Raw genomic sequence first — 22272 nt, 5'->3', positions numbered from 1 at the left:
GTCATGGGAAGAAAAGACCTCCGGTCCGGCCCGGGGCAGAGCGCCGCGGGCACCTGCGGGCGGCGCCGCCCCGCCGTCCCCGGGAACGCGCGCCGTCGCGAGCGGCACGGTGGGGAAGGGGGAAGGCGGGCGGACGCGGCCCTCAGGAATACAGACCAGACCGGGGGAGGAAAGTCATCGTGCGCCGGCGGCCGACGGGGCCGGGCCGGTCGAGCCGCGCAGAACCAGCTGGGTGGCCAGTTCGACGTGCAGCGCGTCCACGGTGTGCCGGTCCAGCAGCCGCATGAGCAGCGAGACGGCCATCCGGCCCATCTCCTCCAGGGGCTGGCGGACGGTCGTCAGCCGCGGCACGGTGCTGCGGCTCAGGTCGATGTCGTCGAAACCGGTGATCGACAGGTCCTCGGGCACCCGCAGCCGCCGCTCGTACGCCGCGCGCAGCGCGCCGACCGCGGCCTTGTCGTTGAACGCGACCAGCGCCGTGGGACGTTCGGGCAGGTCGAGCAGCTCGCAGGCCGCGGTGTACCCCCAGTCCGCGGTCGGCTCGATGCTGCGCAGCAGCTCGGGGGCGGGCAGCACACCCGCGTCGGCGAGGGCCGAGGTGTGCCCGGAGAGCCGGGACTGGCCCGCGAGCCAGTCGCCGGGGCCGCCGATCACCCCGATCCGCCGGTGGCCCAGCTCCACCAGGTGGGCGGTGACGGCGCGCGCCGCCGTGAGGTTGGCGGCGGAGACGGAGGCGATGTCCTGCGGCAGCGGGGTGCGCGGATCGACGACGACGAAGGGGAAGTCGGCCGCGCGCAGCGCCGCGAGGTCCCGCTCCGGTTCGGGCGGCACGATGAGCACCGCGCCCGCCACGGCCGGGTCGTCCGGCAGGCCGCCCAGCACCTCGCGGTCGCGGGCCGCGTCGCCCGCGCTGAGCACCAGGCGCCGCCCGTACAGGTCCAGCGTCTCGGCGATCGAGGAGACGATGACCCCGAAGTAGTCGCTGAGCACGTACGGGCAGCGTACGTAGATCGCGCCGTCCGCGGCGCCCCGCCGGGCGGGTGCCGCGGCGCCCAGCCGGGCCGCCGCACGGCGCACGGCCTCGCGGGTGTCGGGCGCGACGGAGGCATGGCCGTTCATCACCCGCGAGACGGTCGCGATCGACACCCCGGCCTCCGCCGCGATGGCCCGGACCGTGGCCCGGGAGCCCGGCTGCCTAGCCACGCGTTACACCGCTCTGTTTCATGTGCAGCAGACTAGCGGCGTTCGTACGCGTATTGACAGGGGCGGGAAGCAGGGGGTGTGCTGGGAAGCCACCCGCTCGCCGCGCTCCGGTGTTACATCGTGTTCCACGATGCGCCGCTTCCTCCCCGCGTCGCGACCGGGACGGGACGCCCGCCGGACGGCAGCTGCCGAGGGAACAGCTGCGGTCCGGGGAGGCGCCGAGGCGCCCCGCCCGGACCGGACCCGCCGTCAGGACTTGGCGAAGGTCAGCGTCAGCTGCGGATGGCCCGCCGTACCGGGCGCCTCGCGGGACCAGAACCACGCCGAGTCCGTCCCCGTGGACGTCAGTGCCAGGCCGTAGCCGCCGCCGAGCGCAGGGCTGAGCGCCGAGACGGTGAGCGGGGCGCTGTAGTCGGTCTGGAGCGCGGTGGGCGCGGGCAGGGTGCCGAGCGAACCGGCGTCGGGCGCGGGCTGGTTCGCCCACGTCACACCCGTCTCCGTCCACGCGTCCGCGACATGCTGCACGCTGAGCGTGTCGGCGGAGGCCGCGAGCGCGTCGGAGCTGGTGCGCACCGACAGCGACGCGCTCCGCAGCGTCATCCCGGCCGGCGCCGCGGGCAGGGTGAAGTGCAGATACGTCCGGTAGGCGGAGCTGCCGCGGACCGCCAGCTGCTGGTCGCCGCCGTAGTTGGCGGTGGTCGCGGCCGCGTTGGTGTAGCTGTCGGCGTCCGCCGGGACGGTCAGCGTGGTGGTCGTCGCGGTGCCAGAGGTCGTCACGCTCACCGCCGCCGACCGCGCGCTGGTGTTGCCCGCCGCGTCCGCCGCCGTGACCTGGTAGCTGTACGTGGTGCCGGGTCCGGCGGCGGTGTCGGCGAAGGCCGCCCGGCCCTGGTTCCAGAACGTCGAGGAGGCGCCGACCACGGCGATCCGGACGCCGTCGCGGTAGACGGTGTAGGTCAGCGCGGTGTCGTCGAGGTCGAGGGAATCCTGCCAGGTCAGCCGTACCCCGTTGGGGGCGGCGACCCCGGTCAGCTGCTGCGGCACGGTGGGGCTGCGGGTGTCGGGGGTGTTCGGGAAGCGGACCAGGCCCTGCTGCAGGCGGTTGCCGTTGCTGGCGATACGGGTGAACTCGCCGCCCACCCACAGGTAGTCGGTGCCGCCCTTGCTCGCCGTCGTCATGGCCCGCGGGCCGATCTGCTCGGTGCCGGCCGGGCCGTCGTCGGTGTCCGGGAACCACCCCAGCAGCGGGCGGGGGTTGCCGACCGACTCCGCCAGCAGGTGCTGCCGGTCGTCCATCTGCGGGAACTGCCCCATGGTGGAGCAGTCGTGGGCGTGCGAGCCGCTGTAGAGCACGCCCTGGTAGACCTGCACCGTCTGGGTCGCGCCCAGGCAGGTGTCGCGCCAGCGCTGGTCGAGCGTCGCCCAGTCGAGGGCGATGCGGCCGTCGAAGCCGCCCGTGCCCTCGTTGGCGGTGTAGAAGCCGGTGGCGTCGGACGCCAGGTCCTGCACGGTCGAGGTCGCGCCGATGAAGCCCGGGTACGTCCGGACGTTCGCGCCCGTCGTGGCGTCCACCACGGCGAGCGCGTGCGAGGCGGCGCCGTTGACGGTGTCGAAGTCGCCGCCGACCACCACCCGGGAGCCGTCCGGCGAGAGCAGCAGGGCCTTGCCCGCCTGGTCGGCCGCGGGCGCGAACGGGAGCAGCGCGCCCGCCGTGCTGACCGCCGCGAAATGCTGCCGGGCCTGGCCGCCGACCGAGGTGAAGTTGCCGCCGAACCGGACCGTGTCGTTCGTCGCCAGGATGGTGCGCACCTGCGCGGACACGGCGACCTTGAAGTCCGTCCGCACGGTGCAGCTCGCGATGTCGACCGCCGCGAGATTGCTCACCGGGACCCCGCCCGCGGTGCCGAACGTCCCGCCGACGTAGAGGGTGCTGTGGTCCGGCGACACCGCGAGCGCCCGCACCGTGGCGGTGCCGCTGCCCACGGTGAAGGACAGCCGGCAGGAGGTCGGGGCGCCGGTCGCGGCGTCGAACGCCTGGAAGTTGAGCGCCTGCTGCTCGTTCGTGCCCGCCGCCGCGCCCGGCGGCCGCACCGACGAGAAGGTGCCCCCGGCGAAGACCACGCCGCCCGCCTGGGCCAGCGCCCACACCACGCCGTTGGTCTGCCAGGTCGGCAGGTCGTCCGCGGTCATCGCCACCGGCGGCGTCAGCGCGCTCGCCGGACCGCCGGCGGCCAGGCCGGTCAGCGACGCCGCCGCCAGCCCCAGCGCCGCTAAGACCGCGCTGTGTCTCCTCATGAGCCGCTCCCCACCCCTACCCGTCACCGGACCTCGCAGATCAGGCTTCGGGGCAAGGCTAGCCTTCCCGGGCCGCGCGGGCGTCCGCTTCCGCGCTTCCCGTCCGCGCGGGGGCGGCTCCCCCGCGCGGACGGGGGCTCACGGCCGCGCCGCCGGGGCGCGGTCCGCGCCGCGCTCCCGCGCGGAGGCCGCCGGTGCGGGAGCTGGGCGGCGGGCCGGGATGCCGAGGGCGACGAGCACACCGAGGAACGCGTAGCCCGCGACCGCCGCCATCGCCGCGGTGAAGCCGCGGCCGAAGTCGGCGGTCGAGGCGTAGCCGCCGCGCCCGGCGAAGACCGCCACGGTGACCGCGGTGCCGAAGACCCCGCCGAAGATCCGCAGCATCATGAACGCGCCCGACGCCTGGCCGATCTCCTGCGGCCGCACCGCGCCGACCACCGCGCGCTGCGCGGCCGGCATCGCCATGGTCAGCCCGACGCCGCTGACGAGGAGTCCGGGCAGCAGCCGCGGGTAGGCGGTGCCGGAGTCCGCGACTGCCGCGATCCACGTCATCCCCGCGGCCTGCAGCAGCAGCCCGGCCGCCACGAACGCCCGCTCCCCGAAACGGTCGGTGAGCCGCCCGGCGATCGGCGCGCACACCATCAGCGTCGCCGTCCACGGCATGAGCCGCAGGCCTGCGCCGAGCGGGCCCTGGCCCCGTACCGTCTGGAAGTACTGCGCGAGGAAGAAGAGCGTGCCGTAGAGCGAGGCGAAGACCAGGAAGTTCGCCGGGTTGGCGGTCGCGAAGGCCCGCAGCCGGAAGAAGCGCATCGGCAGCATCGGCGCGGGCGTGCGCTGCTCCCAGCGGACGAAGGCCACCAGCAGCGCCGCCCCCGCCGCCCAGGCGGCCGGCACCTCCGCGCTGCCCCAGCCCGCGGTGTTGCCCCGCACCAGGCCCCACACCAGGCCGAGGGCCCCGCCCGTCACCAGCAGCACGCCCGGCAGGTCGAAGCGGGCGCCGGGCCCCGAACTCTCCGCGATCCGGCGCCCAACGAGCGCCATCGTCACCAGGCCCACCGGAAGGTTGAGCCAGAACACCCACTGCCAGGCGAGCCCCTCGGCGACGACCCCGCCGACGAAGGGCCCGCTGAAGGTCGCCAGGCCCGTGATGCCCAGGTAGAGGCCCATCGCCTTGCCGCGCTGCTGCGGCGGGAAGGCGGCGCCGACCAGGGTGAGCGACAGCGGCAGCACCATGGCGGCGCCCGCGCCCTGCAGTGCCCGGAAGGCGATCAGCGCGCCCACGTCCGGTGACAGCGCGCACGCCACCGACGCGGCGGTGAAGAGCGCGAGCCCGGCGGTGAGGACGCGGCGCCGCCCGAAGCGGTCGCCGAGCGCCGATCCGGTCAGCAGCAGCGCCGCGAAGGTCAGGTTGTAGGCGTTGACCACCCACTCCAGCGCGGCGGTCGACGCCGTCAGGTCCTCCCGGACCGTGCCCAGGATGGTCGTGACGACCACGCTGTCCAGCGACATCATGAACGACGCCGCCGAGGCCAGGCCCAGGATCCAGACCTGCGCCGACGTCATCCGTACTCTCTCGGTAGCCACCGTTCTCCCTCTGCTCCCCGCCCCGCCGTGACGCGGCGGAGCTGTCCTGCCCGTGCAGACACGGCAGGCGGCGGAAAACAGTCGGTACGCGGCAGGGGCCGGGGGGAGCCGCGCCGCCGGCGGCCCTCCCCGGCCCGGTACCGTCCGGCACCCCGCCGGGCGCGTGGCCCCGAGCCGACCTCGGCGGCGCGCCCGCGGGACGCCGGACGGACCCGCACACCGCACGCGGCATGCGGGCCGCGCGCCCGGCCGGTGCACCGAGGGCCGACCGCGCGGGTCCTGACCCGGCCTTGGGACCGGACGGCGCTGTTCGCGGCCGCGGACACCGGGCCCACCGACCGGGTGGTCCGGTTGTGCGACGTCGCGCCCGACGGCACCTCGCGCTCACCGACGGCGTGCGGCGGGGGCCGGCCGCCGGCGGGCACGGGGTGCGCGAGGTGGACGTGGGCCTGTGGTCGACGGCGCACGTCTTCCGCCGTGGCCACCGCGTGCGGCTGCATGTCGCGGCGAGCAGCCGCCCGCGCTGGGAGGTCGCCGGTCCGCCGGGCGGGCGCACCGTCCACCGCGCCGCGGCCCGCCCCTCCCGGGTGGTGCTGCCGGTCAGGGCATGACCAGGTCGAACTCCTCCCACGGGCCGATCGCGTCGCGGTTGGCGATCAGCGGCTGCGCCCCGGCGGCCTCGGCCGTGACGTACCGGCCGTTGACCTCGGCCCGCAGGGTGACGCTGCCGTCCGGGTTGTGGAGCAGCGTGAAGGTCTCCCACGCGCCGGCCGCGTCGCGGTTGGCGATCAGCGCGGCCGCGCCCGCGTTCTCCGCCGTCACGAGTTTGCCGTCGGCGTGCGCGCGCAGCGCGATGTGCCCGCCGCCCAGGTTGACCTGGTCGAACTGCTCGGCGGTGCCCGCCGAGGTGCCCGCGGCGATCAGCGGCGAGGCGCCGCCGTTCGGCGCCGTCACGTACTTGCCGTTGGCGTGCGACCGCAGGGCGATCCAGCTGCCGCCGGGCTGCCCGGCGGGGCCGAACAGCGACAGGTCCACCGCGTCGGCGATGGCCTGCAGCCCCGCCTCGTTCGGGTGCAGATGGTCGCCCGCGTCGTAGGCGGGCAGATAGCGGGCCGGGTTGGCGGGGTCGTGGGTCGCGGTGTCCTGGTCCACGACGCCGTCGCAGCCGCTGCCCGCGCCGCGGACGAAGGCGTTGATCTGTGCGCGCGCGTCCTCGCCCTGCTGCGTCCAGCCGCCCGAGCCCTGGAAGGGCGTGAGCGTCGAGCACAGGAAGGAGATGCCCGCCTGGTGGGCGCGGGTGATGAGCTGCTGGAGCCCGGCGATCAGCTGGTCGCCGCTCGGGCGGTTGCCCGCGCCCAGGTCGTTGATCGGGTCGTCGGAGAAGACGACCCAGCGCACCCCGGGCTGGCCGATCACGTCCCGGTCGAAGCGGTTGAGCGCGCTCTGCCCGGCGCCGTCGCTGAGCAGCTTGTTGCCGCTGATGCCCTGGTTGAGCACGCCGACCGTGCGGCCGCTCGCCGCGAGCCGCGCCGCGAGGTCGTTGGGCCAGCGGCGGTTGGAGTCCTGCGCCGACGCGACCCCGTCGGTGATCGAGGCGCCCAGCGTCGCGACCGCGCCCTGCGCGGCCGGGTTCTGCACGTCGAGGTTGGTCAGGAAGGAGTAACTGCCGCTGGTGCCGCTCACGTTGATGCTGCCGGAGCCGCTGACGTCGCCGCTCGCGGTGTAGTTGGTCTGGGTGCCCTGCTGGTGGTAGGTCGCCGAGCCGGTGGGCTGCGGCAGGTAGAGGCTGACGGCGACGTCGGCCAGCGCGGGCACCGCGAAGCCGACCGTGTCGCTGACCGCGGTGCCGCCCGCGGGCACCGTCACGGTGGACGCGCCGCCGAAGGTGACCGCCCGGTCGGTGCCGGTGTCGACCGAGGAGCCGGACGTGCGGCGCGCGACGTGCACGTCGGACACGGTCAGCGGCGCGGAGCCGAAGGCGTTGGAGATGCGCAGCCGGGCGGCGCTGCCGCCGATGCTGGTGCGCACGATCTGCCGCAGCGTCTGGTGGTCGTACGAGGGGCCGCCGCTCTGCGGGGAGGCCGACCAGCTGCCGGTCCAGCCGTCCGCGGCGGCCGCCGCGGACGGTGCGGCGGCGGGGGAGTGGGGGGAGGGTGCGGCCGGGGTGGCGGCGGTCGCACGCGCGGGAAGGGCCGTCAGGAACAGTCCGGCGGTCAGGGCGGCGGTCGCCAGGACCGCGGTGCGTCGCAACTGGCGCACATGACCTTGCACAGGTGCCTCCTGTGGGTGTGGGGGATTCCGGCACGCTCATTCCCCGGAGGAGCCCTGCCGACACCCGTACGGTGGCGCAGAGTTCGGATGATTACCCGGTCAACGCGGTTTGTGGCGGCCTACACTGGCGATTAAGTCTCCTGACATCCGATCTCTGGGCGGGATCGGGCGGGACTAGGCGGGGTTCGGTTACGGGGGGAACACCGCAGTGGGGGACGGCCGCCCCTGATCCCCTGACCGTAATGGCGGTATTTGCTACCCTTGGAGGGACCCGACGAGCGCGTCGTACCGGGACCCTGCAAAGACGGCGCACCCCCGTACGTTCCCGATCACGGAGGTGCCGTCATGGCATGGGTCCTTCTTGTCGTCGCAGGTCTGCTCGAGGTCGTCTGGTCGGTCGGTATGAAGTACACCGACGGCTTCACCCGGCTGTGGCCCAGCGTGGCCACCGGCGCGGGCATCGCCGCCAGCATGCTGCTGCTCGCGCAGGCCGCCCGTACGCTGCCCATCGGCACCGCCTACGGGGTCTGGGTCGGGATCGGCGCGGCCGGTGCGGCCGTCGCCGGGATGCTGCTGCTGGGCGAGCCCACGACCGCCGCGCGGATCTTCTTCGTCGCCCTGCTGATCGTCGCCGTCGTCGGCCTCAAGGCCACCTCGGGCCACTGACCGGCGGCGCACGCGGCGGTTCCGGGAAGGGGGCTTCTGCCTCCCCGCGCCCCGCAGGACACTGGAGCCATGACCGCGACCTACCGGGACACCTGGATCAGCTGCACCGACGACGCGATACGCATCCGCGGCTACTACTTCCCCTGGGGCACCAAGAAGATCCGCTACGGCTCGCTCGCCGCGGCGAAGCGGGTCCGGCTCGGCCCGACGACCGGGCAGCTGCGGCTGTGGGGCACCGCGAGCTGGACGGTGTGGGCGAGCCTCGACCCCGGCCGGATGCGCAAGAGCGAGGGTGTGCTGCTGGACGTCGGCCACCGGGTCCGTCCGCTGGTCACCCCCGCCGACGTCGGCGCCTTCCTGGCCGCGCTGGACGCGCACGGCGTACCGGGCGCGCGGCCGGACGACGAGGCCTGACAGCCACCGGGGAAAAGGAAGGGATCCCATGGAGAACGGCACCGTACCCGGCGCGGCCGACGCCCTGACCGATGTGCCCGGACTGCGGGTCGGCCAGGCGCAGCGCACCGGCGACGGCTGGCTCACCGGTGTCACCGTCGTGCTGGCCCCGCCCGGCGGCGCCGTGACCGCCGTCGACACGCGCGGTGGCGGCCCCTGCACGCGGGAGACCGACGCGCTCGACCCGCGCAACATCGTCCCGCGCGTCGAGGCCGTCGTCCTGTCCGGGGGCAGCGCCTTCGGCCTCGACGCGGCCACGGGCGTGGCGCTCTGGCTGGAGGAGCAGGGCCGCGGCTTCCGGGTCGGCGGACCCGGGCGCGTGGTGCCGGTCGTGCCCGCCGCCTCGCTCTTCGACCTCGGGCGCGGCGGCGACTGGTACGCCCGCCCGGACGCCGCGATGGGCCGCGCCGCCGCCGCGGACGCGGCCTCGGCGCCGGAGGGCGCGCCCGTGCCGCAGGGCGCGACCGGCGCCGGGACGGGCGCGGTCGTCGGCGGCCTCAAGGGCGGCACCGGCACGGCGAGCGCCGTGCTGCCCTCGGGCGTCACGGTGGCGGCCCTCGCGGTCGTCAACGCGGCGGGCTCCGCCGTCGACCCGGCCACCGGCCTGCTCTGGTCCGCGGCCCCGGGCGGTACGCCCGTGCCGCAGGACGTACGGGAGCGGGCGCGCGACCGCCTCGACGCCGCCGCGGCGCGCTACGCCGAGCGGGTGGCGGGTCCGGTGAACACCACCCTCGCGGTCGTCGCCACCGACGCCGACCTCTCCCGCTCCCAGGCCCAGAAGCTCGCCGGGACCGCCCACGACGGGCTGGCCCGCGCGATCCGCCCGGTGCACCTGCTCTCCGACGGCGACGCCGTCTTCGCGATGGCCACCGGCGCCCGCCCGTTCCTCCCGCCCGGCGCGCCCGCCGCCGACCCGGCCTTCGGTGTCCACCTCGCGGCGGGCGCCCTGGACGCGATCTTCGCGGCGGGCGCCGACACCCTGGCCCGCGCCATCGGCAACGCCGTGCTGGCGGCCGAATCCGTCACCGGCCCGGGCGGCGACTTCCCCTCCTACCGGGAGCTGTACGGCAGCTGAGCCCGTACAGCCGGTGCTCAGCCCGCCGCGCGGGTGATACGGCGGCGGGCCACCACCAGCAGCAGACCCGCGGCGACGAGGGTGCTGCCGCCGGTCAGGAAGGCCGCGCGGGTGAAGCCGCCGGAGCCGGTCATCGCGAGGCTGCCGGGCTCCTGCACGGCGCGCGGGGCGCTCGGCGAGGGAGCCGGGGCGGCCGCGGGCCCGCGGGTGGCGGTCGCGGTGGGCGCCGCGGTGCGGTGGTGCACCGCGGGGGCCGCACGGTGCGTCGGTGTGCCGGACGCGGTGGTGGCCGGCGCCGGGCCGGTGGGCGGCGCAGGGACCTGGAGGGTCTGCGGCGCGGCGCCGCTCGCGTCGAGGTAGGGGTCGTCGGCCGCCTCCAGGGAGGTGGAGGCCGTGCCCGCCGCGCTCGCCGTGACGTCCGCGGTGAAGCGCCCGTCCGCCCCGGATCGCACGGTGCGGACCACCGGCGCGGAGCCGTCCGCGGCCTGGTACGCGATCCGCACCGGCACGTCCGCGGCCGGCAGCCAGCCGCCGTCCGCGGCGCGTTCGACCAGGCCGGAGGCCGTGACCGTACGGCCCGCGGCGGCCGGTTCGCCCAGCGTGTAGGCGGCGGTCAGCCGTACGGCGCTGGGCACCGCCGTGACGTCCACCGCGGCCTCGGCGTCCCAGTCGCCGTAAGTGCCGCCGCCGGGGCCGGGGGTGCGGTGCAGCGCGTGCACCGGCACCGTCCAGGGCCCCGGGCCCGCGTCCGCCGGGCGCAGGCCGATCCGTGCGTCCGGCAGCCGGAAGACGCCGCCGGGGCCGGTCGTCACGGTGCCCAGCAGTTGCGCGCCGGCTCCGGACGGATCACCTGCCACCAGGTCCACGGTGGCGCCCGCCGCGGGCTCGCGCGGGCCGCCGTCCCCCCGGTCGGGGCGGTCCAGCCGCCCGGCCAGCGTCATCGTGCGGTCGGCGTAGTCCGTCACGGAGGGCTGCGCGGTGAAGGTGGCCAGCGTCCACCCGCCCGGCGGGTCGCCCGGCGCCGCCTGCGCCGTCCCCGGCAGCCACACCAGCACGGCGGCGACCGCCGCCCCCGCCGCCCCGGCCCGCCGTACGGCCCGTTTCCCCGCCCCCGCCATAGCTCCCCGCCTCCTGCCACGTGCCCGTACCCATTGGACGAGCCGGGGGCCCGTCCCGTTGCGGCCGGGAGAGGTAATTTCCGGTGAGGAGTGTGTGAATGCGCGCCCAACGCCCTTTTCACCCACCGCACACCCGCCCCGCACACCTGCTCCGGACGTCCCCGCACACCCCCCCTGACGCCACGTTCGGCACACCTGTCCCGGACGCCGCCTTCCGCACACCCGCGCCGACGCACACCCGCGCCGACGCACACCCGCGCCGATGCCCAGCCGCCCCGGTGCCCACCCGCCCCGGGCGCCCGTGGCCGTCCGCTCCTCGCCGACCCGTCCGCGCCGCGGATGCGGGGAGGCGGGCGAGCGGGGGAAGGCTTCCTCCATGCACTCCATCACCGACTGGCTCTCGCGCTTGTCCGGCCCCGCGGTCTACGCCGTCGTGGGGGCCCTCGTCTTCTGCGAGGACGCGCTCTTCTTCGGCTTCGTGCTGCCCGGCGAGACGGCCGTGGTGCTGGGCGGGGTGATCGCCAACGAGGGCCGGGTCTCGGTGTACTGGCTGGCCGCCGTGGTCGTACTGGCGGCCGTCGCCGGGGATTCGGTCGGCTACGAGATCGGCCGGCGGTACGGGCCGCGCATCCTGGAGGTCAGGACGCTGCGCGGGCACCGCGAGCGGATCGACCAGGCGCGCGACCTGATCCGCAGGCGCGGCCCCGCCGCGGTCTTCCTCGGGCGCTTCATCGCCTTCTTCCGCGCGATGATGCCCGCGCTCGCCGGTATCTCGCGGATGCCCTACCCGACGTTCCTGCTCTTCAACGCGCTGGGCGGGCTGGTGTGGGGCGTCGGCTTCACCCTGCTGGGCTACTTCGCCGGCAACGCGTACAAGCGCGTCGAGAAGACCGCGGGCACGGCGGTGGCCGTCGTGGTCGCCGTCGTCGTGGTGGTGGCGCTGGTGGTGTGGCAGGTCCGCAAGCGGCGCCGCGAGCACGACTGACGGCGACGGGCCGCGTCCACCCGGGCCGTACGCACGTACGTGGGTCGTACGAGCGTGCTGTTTCGGCAGTTCCGCGCGGTGACAATGTGCGGAAACAGCAACAATCGAGCCGGACGAGGTTCGAAACCGGCCCGGCGTGAGAAACCGAGCAGTATGGCTAACTCGTCCTCTCCCTCCGGGACGGCGGACCGGCCGCGACCGCGGTCGCGGCGCCGTCCGGCCGTCCTCACCGCCGCGGCGGTGGCCCTGCTGTCCGCCGCGGCCACCGGCTGCGGCGGCAACGGCGACGGCTCGGCCGCCGCGCCCTCCGCCGACGGCAACGACACCTCGCAGTCGGCCCCGGCCGCCACCTCCGGTACCGCGACGCCCACCGACGGCACGTCCGCCGGTCAGGCCACGGCCACCCCGGAGTCCCCGGCCACCACCGGGTCCTCCGCCTCGGCGGGCTCCTCCGGCTCGGGGGGCTCCTCCGGCGGCGCGCAGCAGCAGTCCACCGCTCGCTGCACGGTCACCGACCTCAAGATGACCCTGGGGCGCGGCGACCCGGGCGCCGGCAACATCTACTACCCGCTGGACTTCACCAACACCACCGGCCACGCCTGTGTCCTCAACGGCTTCCCGGGCGTCTCCCTGCTGCGCGGCGACGGCAGCGTCATCGGCAAGCCCGCGACGCGCCAGACGGTCAAGGCGGCGGCGGTGCGGATCGCGCCGGGCCAGACCGTCGAGGCCGACCTGCACACCCTCAACCAGGGCGTCAGGGACGGCGGCTGCTGGCGGACGCCCACGCTGATCATGGTCTACCCGCCCGGATCGACCCAGTCCATGACGCTGGCCACGAAGAACCCCGTCGTCTGCGGCGACACCTTCGACGTCGGCCCCGTGCACTGACCGGCCCCCCTCCGACCGACCGCCTTCCGCGAACCCCGAGAACCCGAGACCCACCGCACCACCCCGCACCACCGCACCAGCGCACGAGCACGGAAAGGGACCGCCGTGACGGTCAACGGCATCGACGTCGCCTCGTACCAGAGCAGCGACTACAGCACCAGCGGCCTGGACTTCGTCGTCGTCAAGGCCACCGAGGGATCGAGCTACACCAACCCCAGGCACGCCGGGCAGGTCGCGACCGCCCGCGAGCACGGCCTGGTCGTCGGCCACTACCACTTCGCCCGGCCCGGCTCGGTGAGCGCCCAGGCCGACTACTTCCTGGCGCACGCCGGGGCGAAGACCGGGGACTTCCTGGCCTTCGACTGGGAGGACGCCGGGGTCTCCGGCGCCGACAAGGACGGCTGGCTCAAGCACGTCAAGGCCAAGGCACCCGAGTACCGCGTCGTCCTGTACTGCAACCGCGACTTCTGGCTGCACCGCGACAGCACGTCCTACTGCGCCGACGGCCTGTGGATCGCCGACCCCTCGGCGCCCAAGGGCCATCCGCGCGTCGAGCATCCCTGGCTCTTCCACCAGTACAGCGAGGCCGGCGGCCTGGACCGCAACGTGGGGCAATTCGCCGACCGCGCCGCCCTGCACACCTGGGCGGGCGGGAGCGCCGCCGCACCGCGCTACGAGCCCTTCCCGGGCTCGGCGTGGTTCACCACCGGGCGCCGCTCGCCCGTCGTGGCCGCGATGCACGACCGGCTGGTCGCGGTCGGCTGCAACCACTACCGGAGCACGGCCAACAAGGATGTCATCGGCTCCGGCGACATCGCCTCCTACGAGGCCTGGCAGCGCAAGTACAACACCGAGCACCACAAGGGCTGGTCCGGCGACGCGCTGAAGTGGCCGCCCGGCCGCGAGACGTGGGACGCCCTGCACGTGCCCAACGTCTGACGGCGCCCGCCCGGCCGGGGTCCCGAACGTGTGACCCGGCACGCCGCCCCGTTACGCGCGGGGCCGGGCCGGGAAACCGCTGTCCATGGAGCCGATCGAGGCACTGGAGCGGATCGCCTTCCTGCTGGAACGCGCCGACGCGCCCGTCTACCGCATCCGCGCGTTCCGCAACGCCGCCGCCGTACTGTCCGCCCTGCCGCCCGGCGAGCTGGAGCGGCGTACGGCGGCCCGCCGCTTCACCGATCTCAAGGGCATCGGCAGCACCACCGGCACGGTGCTCGCCGAGGCCGCGCAGGGCCGCGTCCCCGGCTACCTCGCCGACCTCGAACGCGACCACGGCGGCCCGCTCACCCCGGCCGGCGCCGCCCTGCACGCGGCGCTGCGCGGCGACTGCCACCTGCACTCCGACTGGTCCGACGGCAACAGCCCGATCGCCGTGATGGCGCGGGCCGCCCGCGCCGAGGGCCACGCGTGGGCGGTGCTCACCGACCACTCGCCGCGGCTGCGTGTCGCCCACGGGCTGACCGCCGACCGGCTGCGCCGCCAGCTCGACACCGTCGCCGAGCTGAACGAGCAGCTCGCCCGCGGGCCCCGGCCCTTCCGGCTGCTGACCGGCATCGAGTGCGACATCCTCCCGGACGGCTCGCTCGACCAGGACGACGAGCTGCTCGCGCGGCTGGACCTCGTCGTCGCCTCGGTGCACTCCGAGCTGCGGATGGCCGCTCCCGCCTTCACCCGCAGGCTGCTCGGCGCCGTCGGCAACCCGCTGGTGAACGTGCTCGGCCACTGCACGGGCCGGCTGATCGGCGAGCGCCGCACCCGTCCGGAGTCCTCCTACGACGCCGCGGCGGTGTTCGCCGCGTGCGCGGAGGCCGGGACCGCGGTGGAGATCAACAGCAGTCCGCAGCGGCTCGACCCGCCGCGCCGGCTGCTGGCCCTGGCCAGGGACGCGGGCGTGCTCTTCGCGATCGACAGCGACGCGCACGCGCCCGGCCAGCTCGGCTGGCAGGCCTACGGCTGCGCACGCGCCGAGGAGGCCGGGATCCCGGCCGAGCGCGTCGTCACCACCTGGACCGCCGACCGGCTGCTCGCCTGGAGCGGCGGCGGGCCCCCGCCGTGAGGGGCGCGGAAAAGCACCTGCCGCGCCCGGCGCCCCTGACAGGCGCCGGGTGCGGCAGGCAGTCCCGGGAAGGGAAGGATGTCACACCGTCGTGCACACCGTCCCGTTGAGGGTGAAGACCGTCGGCGGCTGGTAGGCGCCGTTGTTGGCGCCGGTGAAGCCGAAGGTCGCCGAGTTGCCGCCGTTCGGGGCGAGCGTGGCGTTCCAGTCGACCGGGGTCGCCGTCACATGGCTGCCGTCGGACTTCAGGACGGCGTTCCAGAAGCCGCTGACCGACTCGCCGCTGCTCGGGAAGGTGAAGGCGAGCGTCCAGCCGTTGATGGTCGCCGGGCCGGTGTTGGTGACCGTCACGTTGGCGTTGAAGCCGTTGCCCCAGCCGGCCGTCAGGTCGTACGACACCTTGCAGGTGGAGTCCTGCGGGGTGCCGGTGCGGACGGTGAGCGGGTCCGAGGGGCGTGACAGGTGGCCGCTGGAGTCCCTGGCCAGGATGTTCCAGGTGCCGGTGCTGCCGGGCACCAGGTTGTACACGGTCGCCGAGGTGCCGGTGGAGGTCGCCACCAGCTCGCTGTTGGCGCCGATCTGCCGGTAGACCTCGTAGCGGTCCACCTTGCCGCCGGTCGAGGGCGTCCAGCTCACCGTCGCGGTCGTGGCGCCCGCGGCGGTGACCTTCGGGGCGCCCGGTGCGCTCAGGGCCGAGCCGGTGCCGGCCTTCGGGTGCACGGTCACGGTGGTGATCGAGTACGGCGGGAGCGTCCAGCTGCCGGTGTTCGGCGCGGTGGCGCTGTCGATCGAGGAGGCCTGGTCGCGGAAGGTGTCGACGGTGGCCGCCCCGCCGTCCGGCAGGAAGTTCTGGTAGCTCAGGGCCACGGTCTGCGCCTTGGCCGGGTCCTTGTTGATGAGCATGACGCTCAGGTCGCCGTTCTTGCGGTGCACCGCGTGCGCCGCCACCAGCGGGCTGCCGCTGGCCGCACCGATGAGCTGGTCGCCGGGTGTGCCGAGATGGCTGAGCATCGAGATGGCGTGGTAGGGCGCGAAGGGCGTGTTGAGCGGGGGCTCGCACACGTCGCCGACGCAGGTGCCGCTGGAGAGGATGCCGTAGTCGTTGAAGTCCGTCGCGCCGTCCGGGGCGGTGCTGATCGCGCCGGGCCCGTTGTGGGTGTCCCACCAGTCGACGGTGAAGACGCCGTTCTGCAGCGCGGTGAGGTACGCGTCCGCGCCGAACAGCGCGTTGGGCTGGGTGTCCTCGAAGACGTTGGAGTTCAGCTCGGTCAGCGCGACCGGCATGTCCGCCGCGCCGCCCGCGGCCAGCTGGTCGTGCAGCTGGGCGAGTTCGCCCGACAGCTGGGAGGGGGTGTTGAGCATCCCGGCCGCGTCCGAGCCGCCCGGGTACCAGTGGACGATGACGAAGTCGGCCTTGCCGGCGATCAGCGGGATCACCGTGTGGTTCCAGTCGGACGTCTCGCCGCCCGCCATCACCCCGTCCGGCCAGTTGCCGGGCAGCGTCAGCACCGCGCCGACCTTGACGCTCGGGTCGACGGCCTTCATCGCGGCGGCGTAGTCGGCGACGTTGTGCGCGTAGGCCGTCGGCGAGGTGTCGGCGTGGTTGTCGGTCTCCCAGCCGCTGCCGTAGTGGCCGTTGCCGTACAGCTCGTTGCCGACCTCCCAGAACTTCGCGCCGTAGTTCTTGGTGACGTTGGCGTAGCGCACCCAGTCCGCGGCCTCCTGCGGGGTGCCCGAGCCGTAGTTCGCGATGAGGATGGGCTGCGCGCCGATCTTCTTGACCGTGCCCATGAAGGCGTCGAAATCGGTGCCGGGTGCGACGTAGCCGCCCGGGGCGGTGTTGTCGACCCAGTGGTAGATGTCGCCGTAGGAGCCGCCGGGGTAGCGCATCATGCCGATGTTCGCGGCCGACAGCAGGTCCTGGACCTCGGGGACGTTCATCTGCGAGTCCCACACCGCGCTGTTGAGCCCGTACGCGGTGCCCGGGATGGTGCCCTGGCCCTCGGCGGCGTTCACCGTGACGCCGACGGACTGGGGGGCCGGGGCGCCGGGGTCGTCGGCCAGCGCGGTACCGCCGCCGGCCAGCAGCGCGGCGCCGAGCGCGAGCGCGGAGGCGCAGGCGGCGAGCCGTCTGCGCGGATGTGCGGAACTTTTCGCAATGCCTGGACGCAACGGTCTCTCACCTTCGCGAGGCGTGACGTGGGGGTGTGCGCGGTGCGGTGCGTGGGAGCGCTCCCATATTTGACACGGCGACCCCCGTTGTCAATGCCCGGACGCGGACCGGGAACGGCTCCCCGGCCGCGCCCGGACGCGCGCGGCAGGCGTCAGGCGCCGAGCCGGTCGATCTGCCGCATGCGGTTGGTGACGTCCAGCGCGGCGACCTTGTACGACTCGGCCAGCGTCGGGTAGTTGAAGACCGCGTCGACCAGGTAGTCCACCTTGCCGCCGCAGCCCATCACGGCGTGCCCGATGTGGATCAGCTCGGTCGCGCCGGTGCCGAAGCAGTGCACACCCAGCAGCCGCCGGTCCTGCGGGGACACCAGCAGCTTGAGCATGCCATGCGCGTCGCCGATGATCTGGCCGCGGGCCAGCTCGCGGTAGCGCGAGACGCCCACCTCGAAGGGCACCGAGGCATCGGTCAGCTCGTCCTCGGTGCGGCCGACGAAGCTGATCTCCGGGATCGTGTAGATGCCGATCGGCTGGAGGTCGGCGAGCGCGTGCGCCGGTTCGCCGAAGGCGTGGTAGGCGGCGCAGCGGCCCTGCTCCATCGAGGTCGCGGCGAGCGCCGGGAAGCCGATGACGTCGCCGACGGCGTAGATGTGCGGCACCGTGGTGCGGTAGTGCTCGTCCACCGCGAGCCGGCCGCGTTTGTCGGCCGCCAGGCCCGCCTTGTCCAGCGCCAGTCCGTCGGTCAGGCCCTGCCGTCCGGCGGAGTACATGACGGCGTCGGCCGCGATCTTCTTGCCGCTGGCCAGCACCGTCAGGGTGCCGTTCTCGTGCCGCTCCACCGCGGCCACCGTTTCGCCGAAGCGGAAGGTCACCCCGAGGTCGCGCAGGTGGTAGCGCAGCGCCTCGACGATCTCCGCGTCGCAGAAGTCCAGCATGCCCTCGCGCTGCTCGACCACGGTGATCCGGCTGCCGAGCGCGGCGAACATCGAGGCGTACTCCATGCCGATCACCCCGGCGCCGACGATCACCATGGAGCGCGGCACCCGCTCCATGCGCAGCACGCTGTCGGAGTCCATCACCGTGCGGTCGTCGAACTCCACGCTCGCCGGGCGGGCCGGACGCGTCCCGGTCGCGATGACGATCCGGTCGGCGGTCGCCACCCGCTCCTGGCCGCCCGCGTCCGTCACGGCCACGGTGTGCTCGTCCAGGAAGCGCCCGGTCCCGTCCAGCACCGTGACGCGGTTGCGGGACAGCTGGCTGCGCACCACGTCCACCTCGCGGCCGACGACGTGCTGCGTCCTGGCCGTCAGGTCGGCGACGGTGATGTCCTCCTTGAGCCGGTAGCTCTGCCCGTACAGATCCCGCTGGTTGAGGCCGGTGAGGTAGAGCACCGCCTCGCGCAGCGTCTTGGACGGGATCGTGCCGGTGTGCAGGGACACCCCGCCGAGCCGGTCCGAGCGGTCGACCAGGGCCGCCCGCTTCCCGAGTTTCGCGGCCGCGATGGCCGCCTTCTGCCCGCCGGGGCCCGAACCGATCACCAGTATGTCGTAGTCGCGCACCCGGCCAGTCTGTCAGCCGGGCCGCGCGGGCGTCACCGCTTCGGTACGCGCGGGGCCCGGCGGCGCGGCTACTTCGGGTGCTGCGGGCGCCGCAGCGGGGCGCGGCCCGGCGGCTGCGCGGGCGGCGGGCGGTGCTCGGACGCGGGCAGCTCCCGCTCGGCGGGCTTGTCCGTGGTGAGGGTGAACTCCTCGCCGTAGTGGACGAGTTGGAGCGGCTCGCCGGACGCCAGGGTGTACGTCGCCGTGCCGCGGCCGACCTCCACCCGCAGCCGGCGGCCGCGGAAGAGCAGCCGGAAGGAGATGCGGCTGAGCGTCTCCGGCAGCCGGGGCGCGAACCGCAGCCGGCCGCCGTCGAAGAGCCGCATCCCGCCGAGCCCGGCGACCAGCGCCGTCCAGGTGCCGGCCAGCGCCGCGATGTGCAGCCCGTCGCGCGCGTTGTTCTCCAGGTCCTCCAGGTCGATCATCGCCGACTCGCCGAGATAGTCGTACGCCAGCTGCAGGTGCCCGACCTCGGCGGCGATCACCGCCTGCCCGAAGGCCGACAGCGACGAGTCGCGCACGGTCAGCGGCTCGTAGTAGGCGAAGTTGCGGGCCTTCTGCTCCAGCGTGAAGGCGTCGCCGCGCAGGTACATCGCCAGCACCAGGTCCGCCTGCTTGACGACCTGCTTGCGGTAGAGGTCGAAGTACGGGTAGTGCAGCATCAGCGGGTAGTTCTCGGGGTCGGTGCGGCCGAAGTCCCACATCTGGTGCCGGGTGTAGCCCATCGACTGCTCGTGCACCCCGAGGCCGTCGTTGTAGGGCAGCGCCATCGCCGCCGCGGCGTCCCGCCAGGCAGCGGTCTCCTCGTCGGTCACGCCGAACTCCGCGGCGTGCCGCGGGTGCCGCTCGGCGGCGTCCGCGGCGGCCTCCAGGTTCGCCTGCGCCATCAGGTTGGTGTAGGCGTTGTCGTCGCTGATCGCGCTGTACTCGTCGGGTCCGGTCACCCCGTCGATGTGGAAGGCGCCCGCGTGGTCGTGGTGGCCCAGCGAACGCCACAGCCGGGCGGTCTCGACGAGGAGTTCGAGCCCGGTGCTGCGTTCGAAGTCCTCGTCGCCGGTGACCGCGACGTAGCGCACGACCGCGTCGGCGATGTCGGCGTTGACATGGAAGGCGGCGGTGCCGGCCGGCCAGTAGCCGGACGCCTCCTCGCCGTTGATCGTCCGCCACGGGAAGGCGGCGCCGGCGAAGCCCAGTTGGCGGGCCCGCTCCTTCGCGGCGGGCAGCGTGTTGCGGCGCCAGCGCAGCACCTCCGCGGCGGCCCGCGGCGAGGTGTACGTCAGCAGCGGCAGCACGAAGGTCTCGGCGTCCCAGAAGGTGTGGCCGTCGTAGCCGGAGCCGGTCAGGCCCTTGGCGGGGATGGCCCGCTCCTCGGCCCGCGCGCCGACCTGGAGCACGTGGAAGAGCGCGAAGCGCACCGCCTGCTGGATCTCGGTGTCGCCGTCCACCTCGACGTCGGCGCGGTCCCAGAAGTCGTCCATGTACGCCCGCTGCTGGTCCAGCAGGCCCTTCCAGCCGGTGTCCCTGGCGCCCACCAGGGCGGCGTCGGCCTGGTCGCGCAGCGCGGGCAGCGAGCGGGTCGCCGACCACCCGTAGGCGACGAACTTCTCCAGCCGCAGCGCCTGCCCGGCGCCCACCACCGAGGTGACGGTCAGCCGGCTCACGTCGTCGGCGGAGTCCGCCGACACCTGCGTGGTGCCCGCCGGGCCCTCCACCCGGTGGTCGGCGGCCACCGCGACCCGCAGTTTGCTGCGGGTGGTGGAGTGCACCAGCCGCAGCCGGGTGCCCGTGGCGGAGTGCTCCTCGCCCATCAGCGGCGAGGACAGCGCGGCCGACACCCGCGGGTCGCCGGGGGAGTGCGGCACCTCCTCGTTGGCCGCCAGCTCCGACTGGACCACCAGCCGCACCTCGCCGTCCAGCGGCTCCACCTCGTAGGCGATGGCGGCGACCGCGCGCTGCCGGAAGGACACCATCCGGGTCGAGCGCACCCGCACCGCGCGCCCCGCGGGCGAGACCCACTCGCACTCCCGGCGCAGCACCCCGGCCCGCAGGTCCAGCTCCCGCACGTGGCTGCGGACCGTCCCGTAGCGCAGGTCGAACGGCTCGTCGTCGACCAGCAGCCGGATCAGCTTGCCGTTGGTGACGTTGATGACCGTCTGGCCCGACTCCGGGTAGCCGTAGCCCGCTTCGGCGTACGGCAGCGGGTGCAGCTCGTGCAGCCCGTTGAGGTACGTGCCGGGCAGGCCGTTGGGCTCGCCCTCGTCGAGGTTGCCGCGCCAGCCGATGTGGCCGTTGGACAGCGCGAACACCGACTCGCTCTGCGGCAGCAGGTCGAGGTTGAGCTCCAGCTCGCGCAGGCTCCACGGTGAGACCTCGTAGGCCGGGTCGGTGATCACCGGGCGGGCTCCAGCAGTTCGGCGAGGTCGGTCACGACGACGTCGGCGCCGTGCCGGCGCAGCTCCTCGGCCTGCCCGGTGCGGTTCACGCCGACGACCCGGCCGAACCGCCCGGCGCGCCCGGCGTCCATGCCGACCAGCGCGTCCTCGAAGACCGCGGACTCGTCCGGGCCGAAGCCCAGGTCGCTCGCCGCCTCCAGGTAGGTGTCGGGCTTGGGTTTGCCGCGCAGGCCCCGCTCACGGGCCACGTTGCCGTCGATGCGCACGTCGAGCAGCTGCTCGATCCCGGCGGCCACCAGCACGTCCCGGCAGTTGGCGGACGAGGAGACCACCGCGGTGCGCAGCCCCGCGGCGCGCACCGCCTCCAGGTAGCGCACCGAGCCGGGGTAGGGCGCGACGCCCTCCTCGCGGATCTTCTCCAGCACCAGCACGTTCTTGCGGTTGCCGACGCCGTGCACGGTGTTCAGCTCGGGCGGGTCGTCCTCCTCGCCCTCGGGCAGCTCGATGCCGCGCGAGGACAGGAAGCTGCGCACCCCGTCCGCGCGCGGCCGGCCGTCCACGTAGGTGTCGTAGTCCGCGGTGGCGTCGAAGGGCTGGAAGTCCGGGCCCTCGATGGTGCGCAGCACCGCGTCGAAGGTGTCCTTCCAGGCGGCGGCGTGCACCAGCGCCGTCGGGGTGAGCACACCGTCGAGGTCGAAGAGGCAGGCACGGATGCCGTCGGGAAGGCCGATCTCGGTCATGACGCAGCTTGTGCCCGCTGACCGGGCCGGGTATGTCAGCCGTCCCGGAAGTCCGCCCGACTCGCCGAACGGCCGCCCGCCGTCCGGGCGGGCCCGGCGTTCAGCCGCCGAGCCGGTTGATGTCCCGGGTGGACAGGATGTGCGGGCCCGCGCCCTCCAGCCGTACGGCGGCCAGCATCGACCGGCCCAGCACCTCGGTGGTGGTCACCCGGTCCGGCACCAGCCGGTGCGCCAGCGGGTAGAGCCACGAGGTCAGCCGGTAGACGGTGCGGTAGAGCGGGGTGCGGGAGACGGCGCCGTCCACCGGGCGGATGTACCCGGGGCGGAACATGTACGCGCGCATGTCCAGGGCCAGCAGCGCGTTCTCCGTGCCGCCCTTGATCCTCGCCCAGGCCACCCGGCCCTGCTCGGTGCTGTCGGTGCCGGCCCCCGAGACGTAGGTGAAGGTCAGTTCGGGGTTGCCCGCCGACAGCAGCCGGGCGGCGGCGAGCGGGAAGTCGTGGCTGACCCGGCGGTAGACCTCGGCGCTGTGCCCGGTGGTGGAGACTCCCAGGCAGTAGAAGCAGGCGTCCGCGCCCGCCAGCTCGGCCGCGACCGGGGACAGGTCGGCGAAGTCGGAGTGGGTGACCTCGCGCAGCTTGGGGTGGGCGGTGCCGAGCGGGCCGCGGCCGACCGCGACCACCTCCGTCACGCCCTCGTCCCGCAGCGCGGCGCGCAGCGCCCCGTGCCCGACCATGCCCGAGGCACCGAAGACAACCACCTTCATCGCGGACCG

Annotated in this window: 18 protein-coding genes and 1 riboswitch; of the genes, 8 read left to right on the top strand and 10 right to left on the bottom strand. The window is 74.5% G+C overall.

The genetic code is table 11. The annotated features are described in order from the left end of the window. Window positions 1–174: 174 nt before the first annotated feature. The 3 genes from ACH4PY_RS20640 to ACH4PY_RS20630 all read right to left on the bottom strand — a co-directional run bounded on the left by ACH4PY_RS20640 (window position 175) and on the right by ACH4PY_RS20630 (window position 5082). The gene (locus tag ACH4PY_RS20640) at window positions 175–1203 is read right to left on the bottom strand and encodes a LacI family DNA-binding transcriptional regulator (protein WP_398184492.1); all 1029 of its coding nucleotides are present in this window, start codon (window positions 1201–1203) and stop codon (window positions 175–177) included. Window positions 1204–1452: 249 nt separating this feature from the next. Next, window positions 1453–3498 (bottom strand): DNRLRE domain-containing protein, encoded by a 2046-nt coding sequence (locus tag ACH4PY_RS20635; protein WP_398184489.1) that lies wholly within the window; start codon window positions 3496–3498, stop codon window positions 1453–1455. 138 nt (window positions 3499–3636) lie between these two features. After that, a complete protein-coding gene (locus ACH4PY_RS20630) occupies window positions 3637–5082 on the bottom strand; it encodes an MFS transporter (RefSeq protein ID WP_398184486.1) in 1446 nt (481 codons plus the stop codon). A gap of 353 nt (window positions 5083–5435) precedes the next feature. Between ACH4PY_RS20630 and ACH4PY_RS20625 the strand changes: the two genes are divergently transcribed. After that, entirely contained in the window at window positions 5436–5693 is a 258-nt protein-coding gene (locus ACH4PY_RS20625) for a CocE/NonD family hydrolase C-terminal non-catalytic domain-containing protein (protein WP_398184483.1), read from the top strand. On the opposite strand, the gene ACH4PY_RS20620 is transcribed toward ACH4PY_RS20625, so the two are convergent. After that, window positions 5683–7353: a GDSL-type esterase/lipase family protein gene (locus ACH4PY_RS20620; protein WP_398184480.1), complete on the bottom strand. Its 1671-nt coding sequence runs from the start codon at window positions 7351–7353 to the stop codon at window positions 5683–5685. The two genes, ACH4PY_RS20625 and ACH4PY_RS20620, sit on opposite strands and share 11 nt — an antisense overlap. Before the next feature lie 253 nt (window positions 7354–7606). Continuing rightward, window positions 7607–7667, top strand: a riboswitch (guanidine-III (ykkC-III) riboswitch). A 31-nt stretch (window positions 7668–7698) separates the two neighbouring features. On the opposite strand from ACH4PY_RS20620, the gene ACH4PY_RS20615 reads away from it, so the two are divergent. The 3 genes from ACH4PY_RS20615 (at window position 7699) to ACH4PY_RS20605 (ending at window position 9547) form a co-directional block, all read left to right on the top strand. Then, window positions 7699–8019, top strand: a complete 321-nt coding sequence (locus tag ACH4PY_RS20615; RefSeq protein WP_398184477.1) for a DMT family transporter — start codon at window positions 7699–7701, stop codon at window positions 8017–8019. Between the two features lie 69 nt (window positions 8020–8088). Continuing rightward, complete coding sequence (locus ACH4PY_RS20610) at window positions 8089–8433, top strand: hypothetical protein (RefSeq protein WP_398184474.1); 345 nt, start codon at window positions 8089–8091, stop codon at window positions 8431–8433. A 28-nt stretch (window positions 8434–8461) separates the two neighbouring features. Then, window positions 8462–9547, top strand: coding sequence for a P1 family peptidase (locus tag ACH4PY_RS20605; RefSeq protein ID WP_398184471.1), 1086 nt, complete (start codon window positions 8462–8464; stop codon window positions 9545–9547). A gap of 17 nt (window positions 9548–9564) precedes the next feature. Here the strand turns inward: ACH4PY_RS20605 and ACH4PY_RS20600 are convergent, their stop codons facing one another. Then, entirely contained in the window at window positions 9565–10665 is a 1101-nt protein-coding gene (locus ACH4PY_RS20600; RefSeq protein WP_398184468.1) for a hypothetical protein, read from the bottom strand. A 376-nt stretch (window positions 10666–11041) separates the two neighbouring features. On the opposite strand from ACH4PY_RS20600, the gene ACH4PY_RS20595 reads away from it, so the two are divergent. The 4 genes from ACH4PY_RS20595 (at window position 11042) to ACH4PY_RS20580 (ending at window position 14597) form a co-directional block, all read left to right on the top strand. Further along, complete coding sequence (locus ACH4PY_RS20595) at window positions 11042–11650, top strand: DedA family protein (RefSeq protein ID WP_398184465.1); 609 nt, start codon at window positions 11042–11044, stop codon at window positions 11648–11650. A gap of 153 nt (window positions 11651–11803) precedes the next feature. Continuing rightward, a complete protein-coding gene (locus tag ACH4PY_RS20590) occupies window positions 11804–12538 on the top strand; it encodes a DUF4232 domain-containing protein (RefSeq protein ID WP_398184462.1) in 735 nt (244 codons plus the stop codon). Between the two features lie 105 nt (window positions 12539–12643). After that, complete coding sequence (locus ACH4PY_RS20585; protein WP_398184459.1) at window positions 12644–13477, top strand: GH25 family lysozyme; 834 nt, start codon at window positions 12644–12646, stop codon at window positions 13475–13477. 85 nt (window positions 13478–13562) lie between these two features. Further along, entirely contained in the window at window positions 13563–14597 is a 1035-nt protein-coding gene (locus ACH4PY_RS20580) for a PHP domain-containing protein (RefSeq protein WP_398184456.1), read from the top strand. An 81-nt stretch (window positions 14598–14678) separates the two neighbouring features. Here the strand turns inward: ACH4PY_RS20580 and ACH4PY_RS20575 are convergent, their stop codons facing one another. From ACH4PY_RS20575 to ACH4PY_RS20555, 5 genes are all read right to left on the bottom strand, one after another. Next, window positions 14679–16769, bottom strand: a complete 2091-nt coding sequence (locus ACH4PY_RS20575) for a cellulose binding domain-containing protein (protein WP_398184453.1) — start codon at window positions 16767–16769, stop codon at window positions 14679–14681. Window positions 16770–16921: 152 nt separating this feature from the next. Then, the gene (gene sthA / locus ACH4PY_RS20570) at window positions 16922–18325 is read right to left on the bottom strand and encodes a Si-specific NAD(P)(+) transhydrogenase (RefSeq protein ID WP_398184450.1); all 1404 of its coding nucleotides are present in this window, start codon (window positions 18323–18325) and stop codon (window positions 16922–16924) included. Between the two features lie 68 nt (window positions 18326–18393). Continuing rightward, the gene (locus ACH4PY_RS20565; protein WP_398184447.1) at window positions 18394–20757 is read right to left on the bottom strand and encodes a glycoside hydrolase family 65 protein; all 2364 of its coding nucleotides are present in this window, start codon (window positions 20755–20757) and stop codon (window positions 18394–18396) included. Continuing rightward, window positions 20754–21497 carry an HAD family hydrolase gene (locus ACH4PY_RS20560; RefSeq protein WP_398184444.1) on the bottom strand — a complete coding sequence of 248 codons (744 nt, stop codon included), beginning with the start codon at window positions 21495–21497 and terminating at the stop codon, window positions 20754–20756. Before ACH4PY_RS20560 ends, ACH4PY_RS20565 begins: the two co-directional genes overlap by 4 nt. 100 nt (window positions 21498–21597) lie before the next feature. After that, window positions 21598–22263 (bottom strand): epimerase, encoded by a 666-nt coding sequence (locus tag ACH4PY_RS20555; protein WP_398184441.1) that lies wholly within the window; start codon window positions 22261–22263, stop codon window positions 21598–21600. Between the last annotated feature and the right edge of the window lie 9 nt (window positions 22264–22272).

The sequence above is a fragment of the Streptomyces sp. NPDC021224 genome (genome assembly GCF_044332905.1).
Classification (GTDB): Bacteria; Actinomycetota; Actinomycetes; order Streptomycetales; family Streptomycetaceae; genus Actinacidiphila.
The sequence above is the reverse complement of the archived record's forward strand: the minus strand, read 5'-3'. Positions and strand labels throughout refer to the sequence as shown.

Bases quoted from the DNA above. Each gene is read 5' to 3' on its own strand.
- ACH4PY_RS20635 (WP_398184489.1), bottom strand. From the start codon at position 3,498: ATGAGGAGACACAGCGCGGTCTTAGCGGCGCTGGGGCTGGCGGCGGCG.
- ACH4PY_RS20615 (WP_398184477.1), top strand. From the start codon at position 7,699: ATGGCATGGGTCCTTCTTGTCGTCGCAGGTCTGCTCGAGGTCGTCTGG.
- ACH4PY_RS20610 (WP_398184474.1), top strand. From the start codon at position 8,089: ATGACCGCGACCTACCGGGACACCTGGATCAGCTGCACCGACGACGCG.
- ACH4PY_RS20605 (WP_398184471.1), top strand. From the start codon at position 8,462: ATGGAGAACGGCACCGTACCCGGCGCGGCCGACGCCCTGACCGATGTG.
- ACH4PY_RS20600 (WP_398184468.1), bottom strand. From the start codon at position 10,665: ATGGCGGGGGCGGGGAAACGGGCCGTACGGCGGGCCGGGGCGGCGGGG.
- ACH4PY_RS20595 (WP_398184465.1), top strand. From the start codon at position 11,042: ATGCACTCCATCACCGACTGGCTCTCGCGCTTGTCCGGCCCCGCGGTC.
- ACH4PY_RS20590 (WP_398184462.1), top strand. From the start codon at position 11,804: ATGGCTAACTCGTCCTCTCCCTCCGGGACGGCGGACCGGCCGCGACCG.
- ACH4PY_RS20580 (WP_398184456.1), top strand. From the start codon at position 13,563: ATGGAGCCGATCGAGGCACTGGAGCGGATCGCCTTCCTGCTGGAACGC.
- ACH4PY_RS20560 (WP_398184444.1), bottom strand. From the start codon at position 21,497: ATGACCGAGATCGGCCTTCCCGACGGCATCCGTGCCTGCCTCTTCGAC.
- ACH4PY_RS20555 (WP_398184441.1), bottom strand. From the start codon at position 22,263: ATGAAGGTGGTTGTCTTCGGTGCCTCGGGCATGGTCGGGCACGGGGCG.